The 22956-nt window shown below is 75.6% G+C and carries 19 protein-coding genes; 6 read left to right on the forward strand and 13 right to left on the reverse strand.

The window, feature by feature from the left end; all coding sequences use genetic code 11:
• The first annotated feature begins 11 nt into the window (after window positions 1-11).
• Window positions 12-4259 carry an FtsK/SpoIIIE domain-containing protein gene (locus tag ACI782_RS09315; protein ID WP_456908368.1) on the forward strand — a complete coding sequence of 1416 codons (4248 nt, stop codon included), beginning with the start codon at window positions 12-14 and terminating at the stop codon, window positions 4257-4259.
• A 20-nt stretch (window positions 4260-4279) separates the two neighbouring features.
• Here ACI782_RS09315 and ACI782_RS09320 read toward each other — a convergent pair whose 3' ends face one another.
• The 5 genes from ACI782_RS09320 to ACI782_RS09340 form a co-directional block, all read right to left on the reverse strand.
• Window positions 4280-4792 carry a DUF6912 family protein gene (locus ACI782_RS09320; protein WP_456908370.1) on the reverse strand — a complete coding sequence of 171 codons (513 nt, stop codon included), beginning with the start codon at window positions 4790-4792 and terminating at the stop codon, window positions 4280-4282.
• 72 nt (window positions 4793-4864) lie between these two features.
• Window positions 4865-6244, reverse strand: coding sequence for a WS/DGAT/MGAT family O-acyltransferase (locus tag ACI782_RS09325; RefSeq protein ID WP_456908372.1), 1380 nt, complete (start codon window positions 6242-6244; stop codon window positions 4865-4867).
• Window positions 6245-6372: 128 nt separating this feature from the next.
• Window positions 6373-6849 (reverse strand): MinD/ParA family ATP-binding protein, encoded by a 477-nt coding sequence (locus ACI782_RS09330; protein WP_456908374.1) that lies wholly within the window; start codon window positions 6847-6849, stop codon window positions 6373-6375.
• Window positions 6774-7664 carry an AAA family ATPase gene (locus tag ACI782_RS09335; protein WP_456908376.1) on the reverse strand — a complete coding sequence of 297 codons (891 nt, stop codon included), beginning with the start codon at window positions 7662-7664 and terminating at the stop codon, window positions 6774-6776. The genes ACI782_RS09330 and ACI782_RS09335 overlap by 76 nt, the downstream gene beginning before the upstream one ends.
• The gene (locus ACI782_RS09340) at window positions 7664-8539 is read right to left on the reverse strand and encodes an SAF domain-containing protein (protein WP_456908378.1); all 876 of its coding nucleotides are present in this window, start codon (window positions 8537-8539) and stop codon (window positions 7664-7666) included. The genes ACI782_RS09335 and ACI782_RS09340 overlap by 1 nt, the downstream gene beginning before the upstream one ends.
• A 179-nt stretch (window positions 8540-8718) precedes the next feature.
• On the opposite strand from ACI782_RS09340, the gene ACI782_RS09345 reads away from it, so the two are divergent.
• Window positions 8719-9006 carry a helix-turn-helix domain-containing protein gene (locus ACI782_RS09345; RefSeq protein WP_456908380.1) on the forward strand — a complete coding sequence of 96 codons (288 nt, stop codon included), beginning with the start codon at window positions 8719-8721 and terminating at the stop codon, window positions 9004-9006.
• A 6-nt stretch (window positions 9007-9012) separates the two neighbouring features.
• On the opposite strand, the gene ACI782_RS09350 is transcribed toward ACI782_RS09345, so the two are convergent.
• A complete protein-coding gene (locus ACI782_RS09350) occupies window positions 9013-9582 on the reverse strand; it encodes a hypothetical protein (RefSeq protein WP_456908381.1) in 570 nt (189 codons plus the stop codon).
• Between the two features lie 96 nt (window positions 9583-9678).
• Between ACI782_RS09350 and ACI782_RS09355 the strand changes: the two genes are divergently transcribed.
• Both ACI782_RS09355 and ACI782_RS09360 read left to right on the forward strand, forming a co-directional pair.
• Window positions 9679-10536 carry a hypothetical protein gene (locus ACI782_RS09355; protein ID WP_456908383.1) on the forward strand — a complete coding sequence of 286 codons (858 nt, stop codon included), beginning with the start codon at window positions 9679-9681 and terminating at the stop codon, window positions 10534-10536.
• A 33-nt stretch (window positions 10537-10569) separates the two neighbouring features.
• Window positions 10570-11124 (forward strand): Rv3235 family protein, encoded by a 555-nt coding sequence (locus ACI782_RS09360; protein WP_456908385.1) that lies wholly within the window; start codon window positions 10570-10572, stop codon window positions 11122-11124.
• 115 nt (window positions 11125-11239) lie between these two features.
• Here the strand turns inward: ACI782_RS09360 and secA are convergent, their stop codons facing one another.
• Entirely contained in the window at window positions 11240-14356 is a 3117-nt protein-coding gene (gene secA, locus ACI782_RS09365) for a preprotein translocase subunit SecA (protein WP_456908386.1), read from the reverse strand.
• Between the two features lie 59 nt (window positions 14357-14415).
• Between secA and ACI782_RS09370 the strand changes: the two genes are divergently transcribed.
• Both ACI782_RS09370 and ACI782_RS09375 read left to right on the forward strand, forming a co-directional pair.
• On the forward strand, window positions 14416-14808 hold the full coding sequence (locus ACI782_RS09370) for a pyridoxamine 5'-phosphate oxidase family protein (RefSeq protein WP_456908388.1): 393 nt from the start codon (window positions 14416-14418) through the stop codon (window positions 14806-14808).
• Between the two features lie 10 nt (window positions 14809-14818).
• The gene (locus ACI782_RS09375) at window positions 14819-15370 is read left to right on the forward strand and encodes a GNAT family N-acetyltransferase (protein WP_456908390.1); all 552 of its coding nucleotides are present in this window, start codon (window positions 14819-14821) and stop codon (window positions 15368-15370) included.
• 45 nt (window positions 15371-15415) lie between these two features.
• Here ACI782_RS09375 and hpf read toward each other — a convergent pair whose 3' ends face one another.
• The 6 genes from hpf to ahcY all read right to left on the reverse strand — a co-directional run bounded on the left by hpf (window position 15416) and on the right by ahcY (window position 22887).
• The gene (gene hpf / locus ACI782_RS09380; protein ID WP_456908392.1) at window positions 15416-16090 is read right to left on the reverse strand and encodes a ribosome hibernation-promoting factor, HPF/YfiA family; all 675 of its coding nucleotides are present in this window, start codon (window positions 16088-16090) and stop codon (window positions 15416-15418) included.
• A 38-nt stretch (window positions 16091-16128) separates the two neighbouring features.
• Entirely contained in the window at window positions 16129-16908 is a 780-nt protein-coding gene (locus ACI782_RS09385; RefSeq protein WP_456908394.1) for a ComF family protein, read from the reverse strand.
• A gap of 129 nt (window positions 16909-17037) precedes the next feature.
• Window positions 17038-18753, reverse strand: a complete 1716-nt coding sequence (locus ACI782_RS09390; protein WP_456908396.1) for an LpqB family beta-propeller domain-containing protein — start codon at window positions 18751-18753, stop codon at window positions 17038-17040.
• The gene (gene mtrB / locus ACI782_RS09395) at window positions 18750-20492 is read right to left on the reverse strand and encodes an MtrAB system histidine kinase MtrB (protein WP_456908398.1); all 1743 of its coding nucleotides are present in this window, start codon (window positions 20490-20492) and stop codon (window positions 18750-18752) included. Before mtrB ends, ACI782_RS09390 begins: the two co-directional genes overlap by 4 nt.
• 28 nt (window positions 20493-20520) lie before the next feature.
• Entirely contained in the window at window positions 20521-21228 is a 708-nt protein-coding gene (gene mtrA / locus ACI782_RS09400; RefSeq protein ID WP_456908399.1) for an MtrAB system response regulator MtrA, read from the reverse strand.
• Between the two features lie 174 nt (window positions 21229-21402).
• Window positions 21403-22887: an adenosylhomocysteinase gene (gene ahcY, locus ACI782_RS09405; protein WP_456908401.1), complete on the reverse strand. Its 1485-nt coding sequence runs from the start codon at window positions 22885-22887 to the stop codon at window positions 21403-21405.
• Window positions 22888-22956 lie beyond the last annotated feature (69 nt).

Raw genomic sequence — 22956 nt, forward strand, 5'->3', positions numbered from 1 at the left:
AGGGTCGACGCGTGCGTCTCCGCTCCGAGCCCTCCCCGCCCGCGTCCCGTCGTTGGTCGCTCCTGACCGCCGACGCCACCGTGGACGTCGAGGTCACCGCGGCGGACGACGAGCGCCTGGGTGCCGTGCTGCCCGAGCTCGCCGAGGTCCTGCGGTTGCCCGCCGCGCAGCTGTGGGCCGGCTCGGTGAGACTCGGGCACGACGTCCCGCTGACCTCCCCCGCGCTGGCGCACGGCGCGCTGCTCGGCCTGGGCCGTCCCGGTCCCCGTGGGGGGTCCGCGGAGCGGTCCAGCGCTCTCGAGCTGCACGTCGTGGGCGGCCCCGAGGCGGGGACGACCGTTCCCCTGGCCCGCGGTCGGCACGTCGTGGGCCGCGGCGGGGAGGCCACGGTCGGGCTGGACGACCCGGACGTCTCCCGGCGGCACGCCCTGGTCGACGTCGGGACCGGCGGTCTCACGGTCGCCGACCTGGGGTCCACCAACGGCAGCAGGCTCGGCGACGAGGCACTGGGCGTCCGGCCGCAGCCCTGGACCGGCGGCGCCGTCCTGCGGATCGGTGCGAGCGCGCTGGTCCCGGCGGTCCCCACGGACACGCCCGCCGCCCTCCAGCCGGCACCCGGCGGACGGCTCCGGCTGCGCTCCTCGCCGCGCCTCGCGACGCCGCGGCAACAGGTCGAGGTCCGCCTCCCCGCACCGCCGGTCCGCGCGCCGCGGCGACCGCTGGCCTGGGCGGCCGTCGCCCTACCCGTCGTGGCCGGGATCGTGCTCGCCTGGGCGCTCTCCACTCCCCACCTCCTGGTGTTCACCGCGTTGGGCCCCGTCGTCGCGGTCGGCACCTGGATCTCCGACCGGTGGACGGGACGGCGCAGCGGAGGCCGCGTGACGGCCGCGCACGCCGTGGAACTGCGGGCGGCCGAGCAACGGGTCGCCGAGGCCGTGCGCGCCGACGTGCTCGCGGTCGGCGCGGCCCATCCGGACCTCGCCACCCTCGCCACCGCGGCGCGGCGCCGCACCACCGCGCTCTGGCCGCGGGCTCGGGACGACGCCGACGCGCTGACCGTCCGCGTCGGCACGGGCGAGGGCCCGACCGCCGTGACCCGCGTGCACGCCGACGGCACCCGGGAACCCGTGACCGCGGAGCACCTCCCCGTCGTCGTCGAGCTCGCGGCGACCGGCGGGCTGGGTGTCAGCGGACCGCGGTCTCGCGTCCTCGGTGTGCTCGCCGGCGTGGCCGCGCAACTGGCGGCCCTGCACTCCCCGAGCGACCTGGGCCTGGCCCTGCTCACCTCCGAGGACCGGCTCCCCGCCTGGAAGTGGACGCGCTGGCTGCCCCACCTCGCTGACGAGGATGTGCAGGTCTGCAGGCCCGCGGCGGGCGGGGACGACGAGGGCCCGCCGTTGCGGTGGCTGGCCGCGGCGGTGGCGCCCGGCCGGCCGGCCGTGCGCGCCACTGCTCCCGAGGCGCACCCCGCGCCGCCCCGATGGACGGTGGTCGTGGTCGACCGACCGGTCGGTCCCCGGCTGGCCGCGGCCCTGCGCGCCGCCCGATCGGCCGGAGTCGTCGTCCTGGCGGCCGGGCCGTCCCGGCAGCGACTGCCGGTCGCCGTCGACGCCGTCCTGGAGCTCGCCGGGGAGACGGGCACGAGCGCGCTCCTGCACCGGGCCGGGAGCGCCCGCCCGGCCGCGGTGACCGTCGACCACCTGCCCGCACCGGTCGCCGCCGCCCTGGCGCGTGACCTCGCCGGCCTCACCCCGGCGCCCGCCGAGGCTGCCCTCCCCCGCCAGGTGTCCCTGCTCGACCTGCCTCGCCCGGGCCTCGACGTCGATGGCGGCGTCCTGCGCGGCGAGTGGTCACGGTCCCGCGACTCACTGATCGCCACGCTGGGCCGCACGGCCACCGGAGCCGCCTCGGTCGACCTCTGCCGGGCCGGTCCGCACGCGTTGGTCGCCGGTACCACCGGAGCGGGGAAGTCCGAGCTGCTGCAGACCCTGATCAGCAGTCTGGCGCTCGCCCACCCGCCGGACCGCTGCTCGTTCCTCCTGATTGACTACAAGGGCGGCGCGGCGTTCGCCGACGCCGGCTCCCTGCCGCACACCGTCGGGCTGCTGACCGACCTCGACGGCGCGTCGACCGCCCGGGCGCTGCGGTCGCTGAGCGCCGAGCTGACCCGCCGCGAGATCCTCCTGGCCACGCACGGCGCGGCGGACCTCGCCGCCCTGCCGAACTCCGTGGACCTGGCGCGGCTGCTGATCGTGATCGACGAGTTCGCCGGGCTCGCCGAGGAGCTGCCGTCGTTCGTCTCCGGTCTCGTCGGCATCGCCCAGCGCGGTCGCTCTCTCGGCGTCCACCTGGTGCTGGCCACCCAGCGGCCCGGCGGCGTCGTGTCCCCGGAGATCAGGGCCAACTGCACCCTGCGCATCTGCCTGCGGACGACGGACGAGGCCGACTCCAGGGACGTGCTCGGGACGCCCGCGGCGGCCGGACTGCCGGTCGACGTCCCCGGGCGAGGGCTGTTGCGCACCGGTGGGGGCGCACCGGTGCTCTTCCAGGCCGCGCGCACCTCGGGTCCGACGACGGACGCGCGGCCGCACGGTCCCCGCGTGCGGCCCTGGCGCTGGCCGTCCCCGGGAGCGGCACCGGCCGAGGAGGTCCCGCCGAGCGGCCCGTCGGGTCTGGCCCGGCTCGCCACGGCGCTGTCCCGGCACGCGCAGGAGGCGGGGATCCCCCTCCCGTACCGGCCGTGGTGCCCCGCGCTGCCCGAGATCGTCCGGGCCGAGGACCTGCCGTCGGGCTGCGCCGACACCGGGCCCGACGAGGCGGCCGAGCGGTCCCGGCTGCGGATCGGCCTGCTCGACCGCCCGGAGCGCCAGGTGCAGGACGCGCTCGTCCTCGACCTCGGCCGCGGCGGGAGCTGGTTGGCGGTGGGCGGCGCGCGCAGCGGCCGGACGACGTTCCTCCGCACCGCCCTCGCGGAGGCGGTCACGGCCCTGCCACCCGACGAGCTGCACGTCCACGTCCTCGACCACGAGGGCGGAGCCCTCGCGGCCGCCGCCGCGGGCCTGCCGCACACCGGGACGACGGTCGGCGGCGAGGACGCGCTGCGGACCGTCCGCCTGCTCGACCGGCTCGGTCTGGAGGTCGCCGCTCGGCGCGCCGGGACGTCGCCGGCGCCGCGACCGCGCCTGCTGCTGCTCGTCGACGGCATCGAGGCGCTCAGCGCCCAACTGGACGAGGCCGAGCCCGGGCGCGGCGCCACGCCCCTGCTCCGGTTGCTGCGCGACGGCGCCGCCGTGGGACTGACCTGCCTGCTCACCGCCGACCGGGCCGTGCCGGGCGGCCGGCTGGCCGGCGCGGTCGGCACCCGGCTGGTCCTCCCCCTGCCCGACCGCGCCGACTACGCCGTCGCCGGCATCCCGGCCCGCGCCGTGCCCAGCTGTCGCCCGCCCGGTCGGGCACTGCTGGGCGAGGACGCCGTGGAGTGCCAGCTCGCGCTGCCCCGCGACCTGCCGGCTCCGGCGCTGTACCAGGCCCCCGCGGGCGCCCGCCGACCGCTGTCGGTGCCCGCACTGCCGGCCGACCCGGTGCTCCCGGCAGCCCTGCGCGCGGACGGCGGGGTGGGCCTGCGGCTGCCGGTGGGACCGGGCGGGGACGAGGGCGCCGTCCTCGAGGTCGACCTCGCCCGCGCCGGCGGGCTGCTCGTGGCCGGCCCGCCCGGCAGCGGCCGCAGCAGCGCGCTCGATGCGTTCGCCCGCCACCTGGCCGCCACCGGCGTCCCGGTGCTCCGGGTGGCCCGTGGCGCAGCCGACCTCCCGCACGCCGAGGCGGACGGGGACACCCGCCTCGGGAGCTCGGACGTCGCGGGGTGGCGGTCCTGGCTCGCCGCGCTCGACGGAGCGCGGGGAGCGGTCGTCGTCGACGACCACGGCGCGGTGGCCGAGTCCCCCGTGCTGGCCGCGATCGCCGACACCGGGGCCGACCAGGTCGTGCCGCTCGTCGGGGGGACGGCCGCGGAGCTGTCGGCCGTCTACCGGGGGCCGCTCCCGGCGCTGCGCCGCCGCCGCAGCGGCCTGCTGCTCTGCCCCGCCCCGGGGGACGCCGACCTGCTGGGCATCCGACTCCCCCGGACGCCGGTCCCTCAGCGGCCGGGCTCGGGGTGGCTGGTCACCGCCGGGGTGCCACAGCGGGTCCAGGTGGCCCGGCACCGCCCCGCGGCCCCAACCGCGTCACCGGACCGCGCGGTGGTCGGAGCGGCGGCGTGAGCCGGCGCCCTGGAGCCGCGTCAGAGCAGCTCCAGCACCATCCCGATCTCCTGGCTGGCGTACCAGGCCAGCTCGTGGCCCTCCGCCTGGTCCACGACGAACTGCGCGTCCTCGCTGCCCAGGTCCGCCTCGAGGACGACGTTGACGGCCGCGCGCACGTCGTCCTCGGCGTCGGCGCCGTCGATGTGGACGCTCGCGACGTCGCGGAGGGCGATGTCGCCGGTCACCCGGACCGCTCCGGGGTCGGCGTCCGGGTCATCGACCTCGGAGACCGCGCCGTCGGGGACGTCCGCGGCGACCACGACGCGGCGCCGGGCCGCAGTGGGGTCGACGTCGATCAGTCGCAGGCTCGCGCGGGCAGCGCCGAGGAGCGCGGCGTACTCCAGCTCCTCCAGGTCGGCCTCCGCGTCGCTGACCGCGTAGAACTCGCGCAGCCGCGGGGAGACGGCGAAGGCGGTGTGCGGGCCGGCCAGGCGACCGTCGTCCACCAGGGTCCTCAGGACGCTCGTCGTCGCAGGCAGGTACACGCGCACCGGGCTGGCTCCTCCTCGCTGGTGGACAGCGCGACCGTATCCCGGCGGGGAGGTCGACCCTCGCCCCCAGGGTCAGCCGGCGGTCTCCACCAGCACGCCGATCTCCTGCTCGATGAGGTCGGCGAGGACGTCGACGTCGCCGACGCTGTCGCGATCGGCGTTCAGCCCGAAGAAGAGGCGGCCGTCGTAGCTGGTGATGCCCACCGACAACCCCTGCCCGGGAGCGAGCGGGACGACGGGGAAGACCTCGCGCATCCGGCCGCCGGCCGCGTACAGCGGCAGCTGGGGGCCGGGCACGTTGGTGATCACCAGGTTGGACATCCGCCGGGTCAGGCCCCGCGCGGCACGGGCACCCAGCGCGTGCAGGGTCGGCGGGGCGAAGCCGGTGAGGGCGATCAACGTCTCCGCGCCCACGGAGCGGCCCTGTTGGCTCACCCCGCGCATGGCGTAGCTGAGCCGGGCGAGCCGGACCCGCGGGTTGGGTTCGCCGACGGGGAGGTCGACGAGGTAGCTGGAGACCCTGCTGCCCGGCTCCTCCTCCCCCTCGCCCTGCACGGACACCGGGACCAGCGCGCGCACCGAGGTCGAGCCGACCACGGCCTGCCCGCGCGAGAGGAGCCAGTCCCGCAGCGCGCCGGCGACCACCGCCAGCAGGACGTCGTTGACGGTGCCGCCGTGGGCCTTGCGGACCCGCTTCACGTCGTCGAGCGCCGCGCGCGCGACCGCGACCCGGCGCTGGCTGCCGCTGGTGGCGTTCAGCGGGCTGTGCGGCGCCGGGAGGAGGGCGGAGCGGGCGGTGCGGGCCACGCCCCGTGCCGCGCTGCCGAGGCGCACGCCCGTGGCGCGCACGTCGCCGACCGCCTGCCGGGCGGTGTCGACGACCGCGGTCGGCCGCTGCACGTACTCGCCGACCGCCTCGCGGACCAGCCGCACCCCGCTCGGCAGGCGCCGCGGCCGCCACGGTCCGGGCACCGGCAGCTCGGCGTCCGGGGAGGTGTCCAGGAGCACCTGGCCGATGTCGACCGTGCCCAGCCCGTCGACCAGCGCCGGATGGGTCTTGGTGATGACCGCGACACGGCCGCCGGCCAGCCCCTCCACGAGGTAGACCTCCCACAGGGGGCGGCCGCGGTCCAGCGGCCGTGCGGTGACCCGGGAGACCAGGTCCAGCAGCTGCGCCTCCGTGCCCGGGCGCGGCACCGCCGACCGGCGCACGTGGTACTCGACGTCGAAGTCGGGGTCGTCGGCCCAGACCGGGTTGGCCAGGTGCCCGGGGACCTCCAGGACCCGCTGCCGGTACCGCGGCACCAGCGGCAGGCGTGCCTCGACCAGGGAAGCGAGGGCCTCCAGCCCGCCCTGCGGAGGCTCGAGCACCAGCACGCCGGCGACGTGCATGGGGCTGTCCGGTCTCTCCAGGTAGAGGAACGAGGCGTCCAGGGTGGTCAGGCGCTCCACGATCGATCTCCTCCTGGTCGGGAGCTCACGCTACGACGTGCCTGTGGCCACCGGCCACCGGCGCTGCGGGCACTCCCGAAGGGGCCCGGGCCCGCCCCCGCAACGCCCGCCTCGCGGTCCCGGCCACGTCAGCCGGCCCGGCGGCGGAGCCGGGGCCGGCGGGCGTCGAGCGGCGCGGGCACGCCGGCGACCGCCGCGGCGAGGGCGCGGAGCTCGCTGCGCAGCGGCGAGGCGGTGGCCACCTCGGCCAGCGTGCGACCGGCCGCCAGCGCCGCGTCGGTCGCCCTCCGGTCGGCCGGAAGGAAGAACGCCACCTCGTGCCCGGCGAAGCGCTCGAGAGCCTCGGCGATCTCGCGACGCGGGTCCCCCGGCACCGGTCCCCGGCGGACCTGGTTGACCACGACCACCGGGTCGACGTCGGGCAGGACGTCGCGCAGGTCGCCCAGCGCCCGGATGCTGCGCTGCAGGGCCACCGGATCGGCCCCGCTGACGCACAGCACGGTGTCCGCGGCCTCGAGCACGGTCAGCGTCACGCCGTTGCGGCGCGGCGCGGCGGTGTCGAAGGAGAGCTCCTCGTCCTCCTCCAGGCTGAACGCGCAGTCCACGACGACCAGGTCGGCCGCCCGCGGGCCTCCTCGAGCACGGCCGCGACGCCGTGGGGACGCAGCTCGGGCCAGCGGTCGGCGCGGGCCAGGCCGGTCAGGACGCGCAGGTGCGGGCGCACCGCCCAGGCCAACCGGGCCAGGGCGGCCTCGTCGAGCGTGCCGGCGACCGCGTGGCGCGCCGCGCCGGCGAGGCCGGGCGACTCGTCGAGCAGCCCGAGCACCTGGGCGACCACGCCGCCGTACACGTCGGCGTCGGCGAGGAGGGTCTGGACGTCGAGGCGGGCCGCCTCGTCGGCGAGACCCACCGCGACCGTCGTCCGGCCCGGAGCGCCCGTGGGCCCCCACACCGCGACGACGCGTCCCCGGCCGGCCGCCCTACCCGTCGGCTCCTCCGGCGGGCTCGTCGCCGGCAGCGCGGCACGCGGATCGGCGATGTCGCGGCCGGCCGGGAGCCCGCCGCTCACCGCCTCGCGCAGCGCGCGGGCGATCTCGTCGGGCTCGGTGTCGGCGGGGAGCACGTGCGCGACACCGAGCGCCCGCAGCCGGTCGGCCGCCCGGTCGTCGCCGGGTTCGACCAGCCCCACCACCGCGACACCGGCCGCGGCCAGCCGGGCGACCGCGTCGGCGTCCAGCCTCCGCAGGTCTGCCGACAGCAGCGCGGCCTGGCCCGTTCCGGTCGCCGCCGCGGCCAGCAACTCCGACACGTCGACGCACCGCCGGACGACGGTGACGCCGTGGTCGGTCTGGTCCAGCGCGCCGACCAGCGCCGACTCCCACCCGGCACCGGTGACCGCCGTGAAGACCTGCAGGGCCATCAGTCCGACGACTCCGACGAGCGGTCCGAACCCGTCGTGGCGGCGGCCTCGCCCTGCTCGGGGGTCCGACCGCTCCCGTTCCCGCTCCTCGAGGAGGCCGACGTCCGGGAGGCCCCCGCCGAGTCGGCGTCGTCGGCCGACTCCTCGTCGGCCGACCGAGCGTCCGCAGCGCTCGGCGCGGCTGCCGGGACGTCGTCCACGGACTCGTGGACCACGACCACGAGCGGGCGCCCGCCGATCGCCTCGAGGACCTCCGGGGCCTCGTCCGTGGGCACCGACACCACGACCTGGACCGTGGTGGTCGCGGTGGACAACACGCCCTCGCTGCGCCCGGAGACGGCCTGCACCGGAGCTGCCTCGACGACGGGCGCCACCCCGGCGTCGTCGTCCCGTCCGGTGGCGACCGGGTCGCTCACGGCGTAGACGTCGACCACCTGACCACGGACCAGAGCCGGAGGTACGTGGCCGGCCTGCACCGGGAGGGCGAGCTGCACGAGCTCCGCCGGTTCCTCCAGGGCCGACCGCGGGAGCAGCTCTCCACGGCGCACCGTCCGGGCGAGGGTGCGCCCCTCGGGACGGGTGGTGGTCGCGAGGTAGGCGCCGGCGGCGTCGTCGAGCCGGACGTCGACGGGGACGAGGTCGGCCTCGGCGAGCACCGTGCCCGCGGCCAGGTCGCCCGCGGCGGACCAGACCGGCACCGTGGCGTCCGCCGCGGTGACCACGCGTGCACCGAGCAGCACCGACCCGAGCACGAGGAGCACGCCCAGGACGAGCCGCAGGTCCAGCCAGCGCGGCGGCCGGACCCGTCGCGGCACCGGACCGGGCACGGACTCGGCTGCCGACGGCGCGGGTGGGGTGGGGCGCACGGCGGTCACGGCCAGCGGTTCCTCCGATCTGCGACGAGCCGTGGGCGAGCTCGGTGGACCACGGTCGGACGCAGATGATGCGATATGGCCGCTGATCCGCGCAGTCGCCGTCCACACGTTCGGGTGTGGACGGCGCACACGCCACCCGGATGGGGCTGCCAGACTGTGCGCGACCGGACGGAGACCCGATGCCCACACCGCGCTTCCTGACCCTCGACGACGTCGCCGAGATCCTCAACGTCTCGTGGTCACAGGCCTACGCGCTGGTCCGCCGCAAGGAGCTCATCGCCATCCAGATCGGTGGCCGCGGCCAGTGGCGGGTCGAGGTCGACGAACTCGAGCGGTTCATCCAGCAGAAGTACGCCGAGGCCCGGGGAACCAGCGTCCCGGAGGAACCGGCGCCCGCGGAGCACGACGAGGCGATCTCGGACGCCGAGAGCACCGCCCCCGCCGCTGGAGGCCGCCGCCGGCGCTGAGCCGGCTCAGTCCAGACCCTGGACGAGGGTCCGCACCACCGCGACCGCGGGCAGCGCGATCGCCCGCACGCCCCGGACCGCCGCCGCCCGCCGCGGCTCGTCGGCCGCGTACTCGGCCAGTTCGACGAAGTCCGCGCCCACGGCGTCCACCGTCCCGACGTGGGCCGTCCCGTCGTCGAGGACGACCTGGACGACGCTGCGGTCGCGGGCCAGCCCGCGCAGGGCCCGGCGCAGGTCGAGCCGGGCGCGCACCACGCCTGCGGCGTCCGTCGGCGCCGTCGTCCGCACCAGGCCGGCCACCGTCCGCACCACGGGCAGCGCGACGAGGACGTCACGGCGCAGGTCGTCCACCAGCAGGACCCAGTCGCTGCCGACCTCGGTGAGCACGCCGGCGACGTCCCCCGCGCCGCGGCAGCGCAGCACCACCGACCTCCCCCGGGCACCCGCCAGCCGATCGGCCAGCCGGACCGCGCCCGTCTCCGCGCGCCGGCGCGAGCCGTCCTCGGCGCGCTCGGCCGCCACCTCGGCCGCGTCGAACTCCGCCTGCAGATCGGCGAACAGTCGCTGCCAGCGCATCGTCATCCTCCCGTCCACAGCGTAGATCCTTGCTGGCTCTTGCGTTTGCTTGCGTTTGGTTGATTTAGTCTCCGCTCGACCGACCGAGGAGGAGACATGTCGATCCGGCGCCTGACGGCGACCGCCGCGGGCATGGCGGTGGCGGCCGCGGCTCTGCGCGCGCTCACCCCGGACCTCTCCGGGCTGCTCGCTGGCGGCCTGGACGTGCAGCGGTTCGTGGACGTCCACGGCCCGGAGTCCCTGCTGCTGTCCGGGATCGCGGCGCTGGCCTGGGCGATCTGGGCCTGGGGCGTGCTCGGCCTGCTGCTCACCGCGCTCTCCGGTCTCCCGGGGATGGCCGGCGCCGTCGCGCGGGCGATGACCCGCGGACTGCTCCCGGCCGGGATGCGCCGGGCAGCCGCCGTCGCGCTGGGCGTCGGGTTGGTGACCGGGGGTCCGCTGCTCGCCGGTTGCACGGCCGGACCGGCTCAGCCCGGTGTGGCCCTGGCCGCGGCCACCGTGGACGCGATACCGGACTGGCCGGTCGCCGGGACAGCGCCGGCGACGGAGTCCCCGGGGGCGGTGTCCGACTGGCCGGACGCCTCCCCGACGCCGGGCCCGCCCGCGCCCTCCGCGGCCCCGGCTCCGTCCACGCCGACCCCGACGACACCCGCCCCCTCGGCACCGGCTTCGTCCACGCCGGCCCCGCCGGCGCCTGCCCCTGGCGTGCCCGACTCCGCGGCCGACGCCGCTCCCGACTGGCCGCTGCCGGCCCGCGGTGACCACGTCGTCCTCCGCGGCGAGTGCCTGTGGGAGATCGTTGCCGCCGACCTGCGCGCCTCCCTGACGCGCGAGCCGGCAGACGCCGAGATCGCCGCCTCCGTGCACGCCTGGTGGCAGGCCAACGCCGCGGTGATCGGCTCCGACCCCGACCTGCTCCTCCCCGGACAGGTCCTGCGCCCGCCCGCGCGCTGACCCCCCACCGAGTCCCCAGCACTGGAGCACCCGATGACCGCACCCTCCCCCGCCGACGCCGAGCGGCAGGTCCTCAGCGCCGCCACCCTGCGGCTGACCGTCGTCCCGACGCCGCAGCCGCCGCTCGTCGAGGGGCCGGCTCTCCGGCTCGTCCTCCCGGGCGTGCCGGTGCCGCGGCCGGTGCACCGACCCGGCCCGCGGCCGCGCCCCGAGGGCCCGCCGCGTTCCTACCCCGCGGGGTTCGAGCCGACCTGGTCAGGGCGCGCCGACCTCCCCGACCCGCACCTGGCCGGACGACGGCTGCTCACCCTGACCCTGGAGGCACTGGCCGGACGGCGACCGCTCAGCCAGGTGCAGCCGCTGACGACGGTCGGCGTCTACGCCGCGCTGAGCAGCGGGCGCCGTCCCCGCTGGTGCTCCGGCGGCACGGCGCCGCTGCTGCTCGGACGGGTGCACGTGTGCGAGCCGGTCGACGGTGTCGCCGAGGTGAGCGCGGTGGCGCGTCGCTCGGGCCGGGCGCACGCGGTCGCCGCCCGGCTGGAGGGCATCGACGGCCGGTGGCGGTGCACCGCCCTGCAGATCGGGTGATAAGGACCCCGTCCTCCTCACCCACTCGCGAGCTCGCGGCGAGCCTCGGGACGGGGCCACCCGAGACGACGACGCCCCCGCCGGCGGACCGGCGGGGGCGTCGTCGTGCATGTCCTCAGGAGCGGGACGGCGCTCCGTGGCAGACCTTGTACTTCTTGCCCGAGCCGCAGGGGCAGGGCGCGTTGCGGGCCGGCTCCTTGGTGCCGGTCACCGTGGCCGACTTGGCGGCCTTGGTCCGGCCGCCGTCCTTGGCCGACGCGTCCAGGCTGGGCGCGGAGTAGGTCAGGTTCTCGGCGCTGCGCCGCGGTTCGTCGAGCCCCTTGACCGCCAGCTCCGGACCCGTCCCCGACGGCGCCGTCTCCGCGACCTCCGGAGCGGCCTGCGCCGCCGCCGGCTGGGCCTTCTGGCCCGCGCCGGACCGGCGGGCCGTCGGCGCCTTCGCCGGAGCCGGAGACGGAGCCGGAGCGGACGCCGCGGCCGGAGACGGAGCCGGAGCGGGCGCCGGGGCTGCAGCGGGCGCCGGGGCAGCTGCCGGGGCAGCCGCGGCCGGAGGAGCAGGCTCGGGAACAGGAGCCGCGGCGGGAGCGCCGGCCCCGTCGCCGTCCACACCGGCCGCAGCGGCGGTCTGGGCCGCCGCCTGTCGGGCCAGCACCCGCCGGGTGCCCTCCTGGGCGGCGGCGAGCGCGGCGGCCTCCGCCTCGGCCTGCTTGGCCTGGGCCTCGGCCTGCTGCTGCTCCTTGGTCTTGACCTCGAGGTTGAACAGGAAGCCGACCGACTCCTCCTTGATGCCGTCGAGCATCACGTTGAACATGTCGTAGCCCTCGCGCTGGTACTCCACGACCGGGTCGCGGTTGGCCATCGCGCGCAGGTGGATGCCGGCCCGCAGGTAGTCCATCTCGTAGAGGTGCTCGCGCCACTTGCGGTCGAGCACGGACAGCAGCACCCGCCGCTCCAGCTCCCGCATGACCTCCGAGCCCAGGGCGGTCTCCCGCTCCTCGTAGGCGCGGTGGACGTCGGCCAGCAGTTCCTTCTTCAGGACGTCGGCCGAGAGAGCGGCCTGCTCCCCGTCGGCGACGCGGTCGACGAGCTCGTCCACCGAGAAGCCGACCGGGTAGAGCGCCTTGAGGCCGCTCCACAGCTGGTCGAGGTCCCAGTCCTCGGCGTAGCCGGTCTCGGTCGCGCCGTCGACGTAGGCGCTGATGACGTCGTCCACCATGGCCTGGACCTGGTCGGCGAGGTCCTCGCCGTCGAGGATCTTGCGCCGCTCGTCGTAGATGACGGTGCGCTGGCGGTTGAGCACCTCGTCGTACTTGAGCACGTCCTTGCGGACCTCGAAGTTCTGCTGCTCGACCTGCGTCTGCGCCGAGCGTATCGCCCGGGTGACCATCTTCGACTCGATCGGCTGGTCGTCGGGCACCCGCAGCGTGGTCATCATCGACTCGAGCATCGGGCCGTTGAACCGGCGCATCAGGTCGTCGCCGAGGGACAGGTAGAACCGCGACTCCCCCGGGTCCCCCTGCCGGCCCGACCGGCCGCGCAGCTGGTTGTCGATCCGCCGGCTCTCGTGCCGCTCGGTGCCCAGCACGTAGAGGCCGCCGACCTCGGTGACCTGGTCGTGCTCGGCCTCGACCTGCTCCTTGGCCTTGGCCAGCGCGTCGTCCCAGGCGGCCTCGTACTCCTCCGGGGTCTCCGCCGGCGACAGCCCGCGGGCGCGCAGCTCCTCGTCGGCGATGAACTCGGTGTTGCCGCCGAGCTGGATGTCGGTGCCGCGGCCGGCCATGTTGGTGGCCACGGTGACCGCGCCGAGCCGCCCGGCCTGGGCGACGATGTGCGCCTCCCGCGCGTGGTTCTTCGCGTTGAGCACCTCGTGCGGGATGCCGCGGCGCACCAGCAGCTTCGAGAGGACCTCGGACTTCTCCACGCTCGCCGTGCCCACCAGCACCGGCTGGCCGGCCTCGTGCCGCTCGGCGATGTCGTCGATGACGGCGTCGAACTTGGCCTTCTCCGTCTTGTAGATGACGTCGGAGCGGTCCTCGCGGACCATCGGCCGGTTCGTCGGGATCGGGACGACGCCCAGCTTGTAGGTCTGGGAGAGCTCGGCCGCCTCCGTCTGGGCGGTACCGGTCATCCCGGAGAGCTTCTCGTAGAGCCGGAAGTAGTTCTGCAGCGTGATCGTGGCGAGGGTCTGGTTCTCGTCCTTGATCTGCACCCTCTCCTTGGCCTCGATGGCCTGGTGCATGCCCTCGTTGTAGCGCCGTCCGGCCAGCACGCGGCCGGTGAACTCGTCGACGATGAGGACCTCGCCGTTGCTGACGATGTACTGCTGGTCGCGGTGGTAGAGCTCCTTGGCCTTCAGCGCGTTGTTCAGGTAGCTGATCAGCGGGGAGTTGACCGCCTCGTAGAGGTTCTCGATGCCGAGCTGGTCCTCGACGAACTCGACGCCCTCCTCGGTGACGGCGACCGTGCGCTTGGCCTCCTCCACCTCGTAGTGGACGTCGCGCTTCATCAGCGGCACGATCCGCGCGAACTCGACGTACCACTTGCCCGCCGACTCGGCCGGGCCGCTGATGATCAGCGGGGTGCGGGCCTCGTCGATGAGGATCGAGTCGACCTCGTCGACGATCGCGTAGTGGTGCCCGCGCTGCACCAGGTCGGCCTTGTTCCAGGCCATGTTGTCGCGCAGGTAGTCGAAGCCGAACTCGTTGTTCGTGCCGTAGGTGATGTCGCAGGCGTACTGCTCGCGGCGGTGCGCCGGCCGCTCGCCGGAGAGGATCGTGCCCACGCTCAGGCCGAGGAACCGGTGCACCCGGCCCATCCACTCGGCGTCGCGCTTGGCCAGGTAGTCGTTGACCGTGACGACGTGCACGCCCCTGCCGGTCAGCGCGTTGAGGTAGGCCGGGAGGACGCCGGTCAGGGTCTTGCCCTCACCGGTCTTCATCTCGGCGATGTTGCCCAGGTGCAGGGCCGCGCCGCCCATGATCTGCACGCGGAAGTGCCGCTGGCCGAGGGTGCGCGTGGCGGCCTCCCGGACGACGGCGAAGGCCTCCGGCAGGAGCTCGTCGAGGGTCTCCCCCTCCTCCAGGCGCTCCTTGAACTCGTCGGTCTTGGCCCGCAGCTCCGCGTCGGTGAGGTCGGCGACGTCGTCCGCCAGCGACTCGACCGCATCAGCGATCTTGTTCAGTCGCCGGAGGATCTTGCCCTCACCGGCTCGGAGGATCTTCGAGAACACCACGGACACCAGCGTAGGCGGCCCGTGCACGAGACCTCGTCCCATCACCCACAATCCCCGGGGTGGCGCACGACCTCGACGACCTGGACCCCGCCCTCCTCACCTTCCTCACCGAGCGGCACCTCGCCACGCTGACCACGCTGCGGCCGGACGGGACGCCGCACGTCGTCCCGGTCGGGGTGACCTACGAGCCCGCCACCCGCACCGCCCGGGTGATCACCTCCGGCACCTCCGCCAAGGCCCGGCACGTGCGCGCCGGCCGGTCGCGGGTGGCGGTCTGCCAGGTCGCCGGTCGCCGGTGGGTGACCCTCGAGGGGACGGCGGTGGTGCGCGACGACCCCGCCTCGGTGGCCGACGCCGAGCAGCGCTACGCCCGCCGCTACCGCACCCCGCGGGAGAACCCCGCGCGCGTGGTGCTGGAGATCTCGGTCGACCGGGTGCTGGGCAACGTCTGACGATGACGTGGTGGACCTCTCCGGCATCGACCTGACCACCGAGGTGGTGCGCACCGAGCGACTGCTGCTGCGTCCGCACCGGCCCGACGACGAGGACGCCGTCTTCCGCGCCTGTCAGGACGCCGGCATCCAGCGCTGGATCACCGCGATCGCCCTGCCGTACACGCGGGCCGCCGCGCACGGCTGGGTGACCGACGTGGCGCCGCGCGAGCGGGCCGAGCGCCGGGGGCTGCCGGTCGCGGTGGAGGCGGGCGGGGAGTTCGTCGGGTCGGCGGGGCTGCACCTGCGCGAGGGCCGGTTCGGCCCCGAGGTGGGCTACTGGATCGCGCCGTGGGCCCGCGGGCGGGGGTACGCCGCCGAGGCGGCGCACGCCCTGGCCGAGTGGGCGCTGGGGCGGGGGGCGCCGCGGGTGCACCTGGTCGCGGACGTCGACAACGCGGCCTCGCAGGCGGTGGCGCTGCGCGCGGGCTTCACGCGGGAGGGCGTGGTGCGCTCCTGCCTCGACCGCCGGGACGGCACCCGGGCGGACGCGGTCCTCTTCGGCCGGGTGGCCGGCGACTGAGCGCGCACGGAGGCGGGGCGCCGGGCGCCCCGCCTCCAGGAGGGTCTACAGGGGAGCCGCCGCTGGCTGGGCGGGTTGCCGGACGGCCTGGCCGTCCAGGGGTGCGTCGACGAGCCGGATCAGGCCGTAGTCGTAGGCGTGGCGCCGGTAGACGACCGTCGGCTGGCCGGTGTCGGCGCACATGAACAGGTAGAAGTCGTGGCCGACCAGTTCCATCTCGTGGAGGGCCTGGTCGACGGTCATGGGAGTCGCGGGGTGGTGCTTCTCCCGGACGACCCGCCCGGGCAGGTGCTCGTCGAGGTCGGTGACGTGCGGTCCCTCCGCGAGCTGTTTCTCGCGGTCGAGGGCCTCCAGGACGTCGGTGTCGGTGCTCCCGCCCACGCGGACGGAAGCCGGGGTGCGCCGGCCGTGGTGCACGCGGCGGCGGTCGGCTGCCTTCCGCAGCCGGTGGTCGAGCTTCCCGCAGGCGAGGTCGAGCGCGGCGTAGAAGTCCGGTGCGCTGGCCTCGGCCCGGATGACGGGGCCCTTGCCCCTGAGGGTGATCTCCACACGCTGGCACTGTGCGGACTGGCGGGGGTTCTTCTCGTGGAAGAGCTCCACGTCGACGCGGAGGATCTTCAGCTTGCCGTCGAACCGTTCGAGCTGGCCGACCTTGTCCTCGACGTGTGTTCGGTAGTGCTCGGGGACTTCGACGTTCCGGCCACGGACCACGATCTCCATGAGACCTCCCGGTTGTTCGGGCTGTGATCGGCTCCACGCTAGTCGCCGTTCGCAGCTCCCGACAGTCGACCTTGGGGCCCCTCTCGGTCCGCTTTCGCGCCCCCGCCGGTCCGCCCTGCGGAGGCCCGTCGCGGCGTCGCCGCCACCACCGCCGCGAGCACCGGCGGGCCGTCCGGAGGGACCGCCGGCCCCAGCACGGCGGCGGCCTCGGTCAGCGTCGCGCCACTGGTCACGACGTCGTCGACGACCACCAGGACCGTGCCCGCCGGAACCGGGGGGACGCCGGCGCGCAGCGCGAAGGTGCCCGCGAGGTTGGCCCGCCGTTGCGCCGCCGACAGGCCCGCGGAGTCCCGGGCTCGGCCGGCGCGGCGCAGCAGCCGCGCCTCGGCCGCGGGAAGCCCGGCGGTGCGCAGCTCGGCGACCGCGCGGCCGGTCAGCTCCCGCACGTGGTCGCGGCCGCGGGTGCGCAGCGCCGCCCGGGAGCTGGGCACGGGGACCAGGCGCACCGCCGCAGGGGCCGTGGGCAGGCCCGCCAGCACCCCGGCGACCGCCATCGCCAGGGCGGCGCCCAGCGGGCGGGCCAGCTCGGCGCGGCCGCGCTCCTTGAAGGCGTTGACCGCCGGGCGGACCGGGCCGGTGTACGCGCCGGCGGCCACCGTCGGGGGGAAACCAGCCGGGAAGCGGCGCGGCTGCGCCAGGTGCGGGACGGCGAGCGGCGCCGCGCAGCGGCGGCAGAGCACCGCCCCGGGCAGCTCGCAGCCGGCGCAGGTGCGGGGCAGGAGCAGGTCGGCCAGCGCCGAGAGCAGCCCGCCGTCCACTCCCCCAGCCTCGCCGCCGGACCACCGGCCGCCCAGGGGCTCCGGCGATCTGTGGATGGTCCCGCCGGGTGCGGCCCCTGCAGGGCCCCGCCGCGAGCCTGCGAGTGGTGGGGGCAGGGGGTCCTTCTGCTACAGGGGGTAGAACGGCTCGTCGCCGGGCTGCGGCTGGGCGCCGCGGACGAGGGTCACCCACGTCCCGCCCGCCGGCTGCCACTGCCAGACGGTGCCGCCGGCGCTGACCAGCGGCACCCGGCCCGGCGCGGCCGCCACGCGGGTCGGCTGGCTGGGCAGACCGGCCGTGGGCACCTGGTCGAGCCCCCAGCCGTCGACGCCGACCACGTAGGGGTCGATGCGGTCCTCGCCGGCGTCGCCGGCCAGCACGAGCAGGCTGCCCGCCGTCCGCCACGCCACGTCGACGACCGACGACAGGGTCGGGGCCACCTCCCGCAGGTCGCGCAGCGCCACCGGACCCTCGTCGGAGCGCACCACCGTCCCGACGTAGAGGCTCTCCCGCTGCCCGTTCTCCACGACCACGGCGGCGCGCACACCGTCCGGGGACAGCTGCAGCACCGTGGCCCGCCCCAGGCCGGGGAGCGTCGGCGCGTTGACCGGCTGCGCGGTGCCGCCCGCGGGCACGCGCACCACCGCACCGCCGTCCCGGACCACCCAGAACTCCGACCGGGTGGCGGCGACCGTCGGCACGCTCAGGGCGCCTCCGGAGAGGACCGGCACCAGGTCGCCGCCGTAGGCCCCGGCGAGCAGGGTCGCCTGCCCGTCGGCCACGGTGACGCCGACCATCTGGTCGAGCTCGCCGGTGCGGCCGCTGGAGACCGCCGCGCTGGTGAGCCCGTAGGCACCCGTTCCGGCCGGGCCGGGCGCCGGGGCGGCGTCCACCGTGCGCAGGGTGCCGTTGTCGACGTAGTGGCCGACGGCGTCGACGGGGACCGCGTCGGGGTCGAACGCCGCCCAGGTGTCCACCGTCTGCTCGCGCGACACGCCCTCCAGCCTGATGGGATCGCCGTCGAGGAGGATCTCGACCGACTGCACGGTGAGCGGCTCGAGCGTCCAGACCAGCTGGGCGCACAGCTCGGCCAGCTGCGACGGTTCCGCGTCGGCCAGTCCGGTGAGGTCGACGGTGAGCGTCTGGGTCGACGCGGTGACCGTGCTCCGCAGCCGGGCTCCGGCCAGCGCGTTCTTCACGCCGGCCGACAGTGCCGACGACGGCCCGTCGAGCAGCCGCTCGACCAGCACGGTCGGCTGGGCCTCGCCGCTGATGAGGTACCGGGGGTCGGGGACCACCCGCTGCCCCGTCGGGTCGAGGAAGTAGAGGTCCCGCCGCTCGTAGAGGCGCTCGAAGTCCGGCTCGAGCATCAGCAGCCCGTCCGGCGGGTCGGTGATCCGCCACTCGCCGTCGACCTGCTGCAGCGTGAACTCCCGCGTGTACACCTCCTGGGGCGCCACGGTGAACACGCCGCGCTCGTCGATCGTGCCGAGCTGGTCGGCCGTGACCACGACGGTGCCGGCGTCACTGGTCACGGTCGTGTAGTCCTGCCCGAGGACGGTGATGCCCGCCTCGTCCGACCACGCGCCCGCCGACTCCCGGACGAGGTGCTCGCGGGCCACCGGGTGGCCGCGGACGGCGCTGGCGGCGGCCTCGATGAACCCCCGCACGATCTCCTCCGGGGTCGCCCCCGGCTCCGGCGACAGCGGCTCGATGCCGACGTCCCCGTCGGGGCGGGACGGCGCCTGGGTGATCTGCACCGTCGGCGAGCTCGTCGGCACCGTGGAGCAGGCGCTGAGCAGGGCGAGGAGGACGGCGACCAGCACGCCCGCGCGGCACCTCACCGCACACCTCCCGGGCGGGGCACGACCGCCGGCCGCAGCGGGAGCGGCGAGCTGGTGAGCTCGGCGCCCGCGGCCAGCGGCAGCGTGAGCCGGAACTGCGCGCCGGCGCCGGGCTGGCCCCAGACCTGCAGCCAGCCGCCGTGCAGCCGGGCGTCCTCCAGGCTGATCGACAGCCCGAGGCCGCTGCCGCCGACCGTGCGCACCCGGGACGGGTCGGCCCGCCAGAAGCGGTCGAAGACGTGCTGGGCCTCCGCCGACGAGAGCCCCACCCCGTGGTCGCGGACGGTCACCGCGGCCGCCGACCGGTTGGCCGCCCAGGTGATCTCCACCGGCCGACCCGCGCCGTGCTCGATGGCGTTGCCCACCAGGTTGCGCAGGATCCGCTCGACCCGCCGGGCGTCGACCTCGGCGATGACCTCCTGGTCGGGACCGGTGACCGACAGCTCGCAGCCGTGCCGCTCGGCCAGCGCGGACATCCCGGCGGCCACCCGCCCCACCAGGGCGCCGAGGTCGGACGGCGCCGCGTCGAGGACGGCGGCGCCGGCGTCGTAGCGGCTGATCTCCAGCAGGTCGGTCAGCAGCGCCTCGAACCGGTCCAGCTCGGTGTGCAGCAGCTCCGCCGAGCGGGCCACCGACGCCGGGAAGTCGCCGCGCGACTCGTAGAGGATCTCCGCGGCCATCTGCACCGTGGTCAGCGGCGTGCGCAGCTCGTGCGACACGTCGGAGGTGAACCGCTGCTGCAGCTGGGAGAGCCCCTCCAGCTGGGTGATCTGCCGCTGCAAGCTGTCGGCCATGGCGTTGAAGCTGGTGGCCAGCCGGGCGAGGTCGTCCTCGCCGCGCACCGTCATCCGTTCCTCGAGCTGGCCCTCGGCCAGCCGCTGGGCGGTGCCGGCCGCCCGGCGCACCGGGTCGACGACCAGCCGGGTCACCAGCACGCCGATCCCGACGACGAACAGGGTGAGCGCGATGCCGCTGATCACCACGGTGCTGCGGATCAGCGACAGGCTCTCCTCCTCCTGGTCGAGGGGGAAGGCGTAGTACAGCTCGATCCGCTCGGCCGACGACGCGTCCGTGGGCACGGGGGCGCCGATGAGCAGCGTCGGCCGCGGCTCGCCGCCGGCGTCCGGGACCATCGCGTACTGGGAGAACTGGCCCCCGGAGGCGACGTCGGCCCGCAGCTGGTCCGGGATGGCCGGGTAGACGTAGCGGCGGCTGGTGGCGGTGCGCTCGGTGTCGCCGCTGCGGTGGACCATGACGACGTCGAAGTCACCGGCCGGGCTGCCGCGCTCCAGGAGGCTCTTGACCGTCCGGTCGAGGGTGGAGCGCACGCTCGCGGCGTCCCCGGTGGCGATGCCGGCCACCTCGGTCTGCGCGTACAGCACCCCGGCCTGCGCCTGGTCGACGGCGGCCTGCCGCTTCACCGACAGCAGCTGGTCGCGGATCTGGCTGAACAGCACCATGCTGACGATCACGACCACCGTGCCGGCGACGACCATCGTGATCGCGCCGACGCGCACGTGCAGCGACGACCGCCACGCGTGCAGCGCCTGCGCGGCCAGCCGGCGGGTGACCCGGCGCGCCCGGCCCGCCCGGCGGCGCAGCTGACGGCGCAGCGACTCCAGGTCGGTCGACAGCCGTGCGCTCGCCGGGGCGACCACCCCGGCCGAGGTCGATGGCGGCGCCGGGTCGGGCTCCGGCGGGGCGTCGGCCTCCGGGACCGCCGGCCGGGTGGTGCTCACGGTCGACCCGGGCGGCCCACGACCTCCGTCACGGGGGCCCCGCCTTGTAGCCGACCCCGCGCACGGTCAGCACGATCTCCGGCTTCTCCGGGTCGCGCTCGATCTTGGCGCGCAGCCGCTGGACGTGGACGTTGACCAGCCGGGTGTCGGCCGCGTGGCGGTAGCCCCACACCTGCTCGAGCAGCAGCTCGCGGGTGAACACCTGTCGCGGCTTGCGGGCCAGCGCGACCAGGAGGTCGAACTCCAGCGGGGTCAGCGCGATCGGGACGCCGTCCCGGGTGACCTGGTGGGCCGGGACGTCGATCTGCACGTCGCCGATGCTGAGGTTCTCCGCCTGCCCGGTCTCGCCGCGGCGCAGCTGGGCGCGCACCCGCGCCACCAGCTCGACGGGCTTGAACGGTTTGGTGACGTAGTCGTCGGCGCCGGCCTCGAGGCCCTGGACGACGTCGATCGTGTCGCCCTTCGCGGTGAGCATGACGATCGGGACGGTCGACTGCTGCCGGATGTCCTGGCAGATCTGCAGGCCGTTGCGGCCGGGCAGCATCAGGTCGAGCAGCACGATGTCGGGGCGGGTCTGCTGGAACACGCCCACCGCGCGGTTGCCGTCGGAGACGAACGCCGGTTCGTAGCCCTCGCGCCGGAGCACGATGCCGAGCATCTCGGCGAGGGCGGCGTCGTCGTCGACGACCAGGACTCGGCCGCGGCTGGACCCGTTCTGGGGAGCGGTGGGTGGCACGTGGCCCATTCTGCGCTGCCGCGGGACAGAACGAGGGCACCCGCCCGGTCCGTCGACCGGACGGGTGCCCCACGTGTGTCCCCTGTCGCAGGAGTACGCCGCTGCGAGCTCGGGAGCGGCCCCTTCCAGGGCCCCACCTCGAGCGTGCCAAGGGTGGGGAGGGAGGGGGTCCTCTCAGTAGCGGTAGTGGTCGCTCTTGAACGGGCCCTCGACCGGCACGCCGATGTAGTCGGCCTGTACCTTGGTCAGCTCGGTGAGCTTCACGCCGAGCGCGTCGAGGTGCAGCCGCGCCACGTGCTCGTCGAGCTTCTTCGGCAGCACGGTCACCGTCGGGTCCTGCCCCTCGTAGGCGGCGCGGTTGGTCCACAGCTCGATCTGCGCCAGCACCTGGTTGGAGAACGACGCGCTCATCACGAAGCTGGGGTGGCCCGTGGCGTTGCCCAGGTTCAGCAGCCGGCCCTCGGAGAGCACGATGACCGTGTGGCCGTCGGCGAACCGCCACTCGTCGACCTGCGGCTTGATGGTCGTCCGCTCGATGCCCGGGGTGCGGGCCAGGCCGGCCATGTCGATCTCGTTGTCGAAGTGGCCGATGTTGCCCACGATCGCCTGGTGCTTGGTCCGGGCCAGCAGCTCGGCGGTGATGATGTCCTTGTTGCCGGTGGCCGTGATGATGATGTCGGCCCGGCCGATGACCTCGTCGAGGGTGGTCACCTCGTAGCCGTGCATCGCCGCCTGCAGCGCGCAGATCGGGTCGATCTCGGTGACGATCACCCGTGCGCCCTGGCCGCGCAGCGACTCCGCGCAGCCCTTGCCGACGTCGCCGTAGCCGCAGACCACGGCGACCTTGCCGCCGATCATCACGTCGGTGGCGCGGTTGATGCCGTCGATGAGCGAGTGCCGGCAGCCGTAGAGGTTGTCGAACTTGCTCTTGGTGACCGAGTCGTTGACGTTGATCGCCGGGAACAGCAGCCGTCCCTCGCGGGCCAGCTCGTAGAGGCGCATGACGCCGGTGGTCGTCTCCTCGGTGACGCCCTTGATGGCCTGCCCGATCCGGGTCCAGCGCTGCGGGTCCTCGGCCAGGCTCTCGCGGAGCGCGGCGAGGATAACCTTGTACTCGTCGGAGTAGGCGTCGATGTCGTCGGGGACGACGCCGTCTGCCTCGAACCGGGTGCCCAGGTGCACCAGCAGCGTCGCGTCGCCGCCGTCGTCCAGGAGCATGTTGGGGCCGACGACGTCGCCGTTCTCGTCGCGGAACTCGAACAGCCGCTGGGTGCACCACCAGTACTCCTCCAGCGTCTCGCCCTTCCAGGCGAACACCGGGACGCCGGTGGGCTCCTCCGGGGTGCCGTCGCCGACGACGATCGCCGCGGCGGCGTGGTCCTGGGTGGAGAAGATGTTGCAGCTCACCCAGCGGACGTCGGCGCCGAGCGCGCGCAGCGTCTCGATGAGGACGGCGGTCTGCACGGTCATGTGCAGCGAGCCGGCGATGCGCGCGCCGGCGAGGGGCTGCTGGTCGCCGTACTCGGCGCGCAGCGCCATGAGGCCGGGCATCTCGTGCTCGGCGAGGCTGATCTCCTTGCGGCCGAAGCCGGCGAGGGAGAGGTCGGCGACCTTGAAGTCGCCGTCGGTCAGGACGCGGGTGCCGGTCGAGGCAGTCATGTCGCTCCAGGTTCCGGCCCGGCCACCCGGCCGGGCCATGCGTGTTCGCTGCGATCCCCGCGCAGGGCG

The sequence above is a fragment of the Geodermatophilus sp. SYSU D00703 genome (assembly GCF_054050155.1).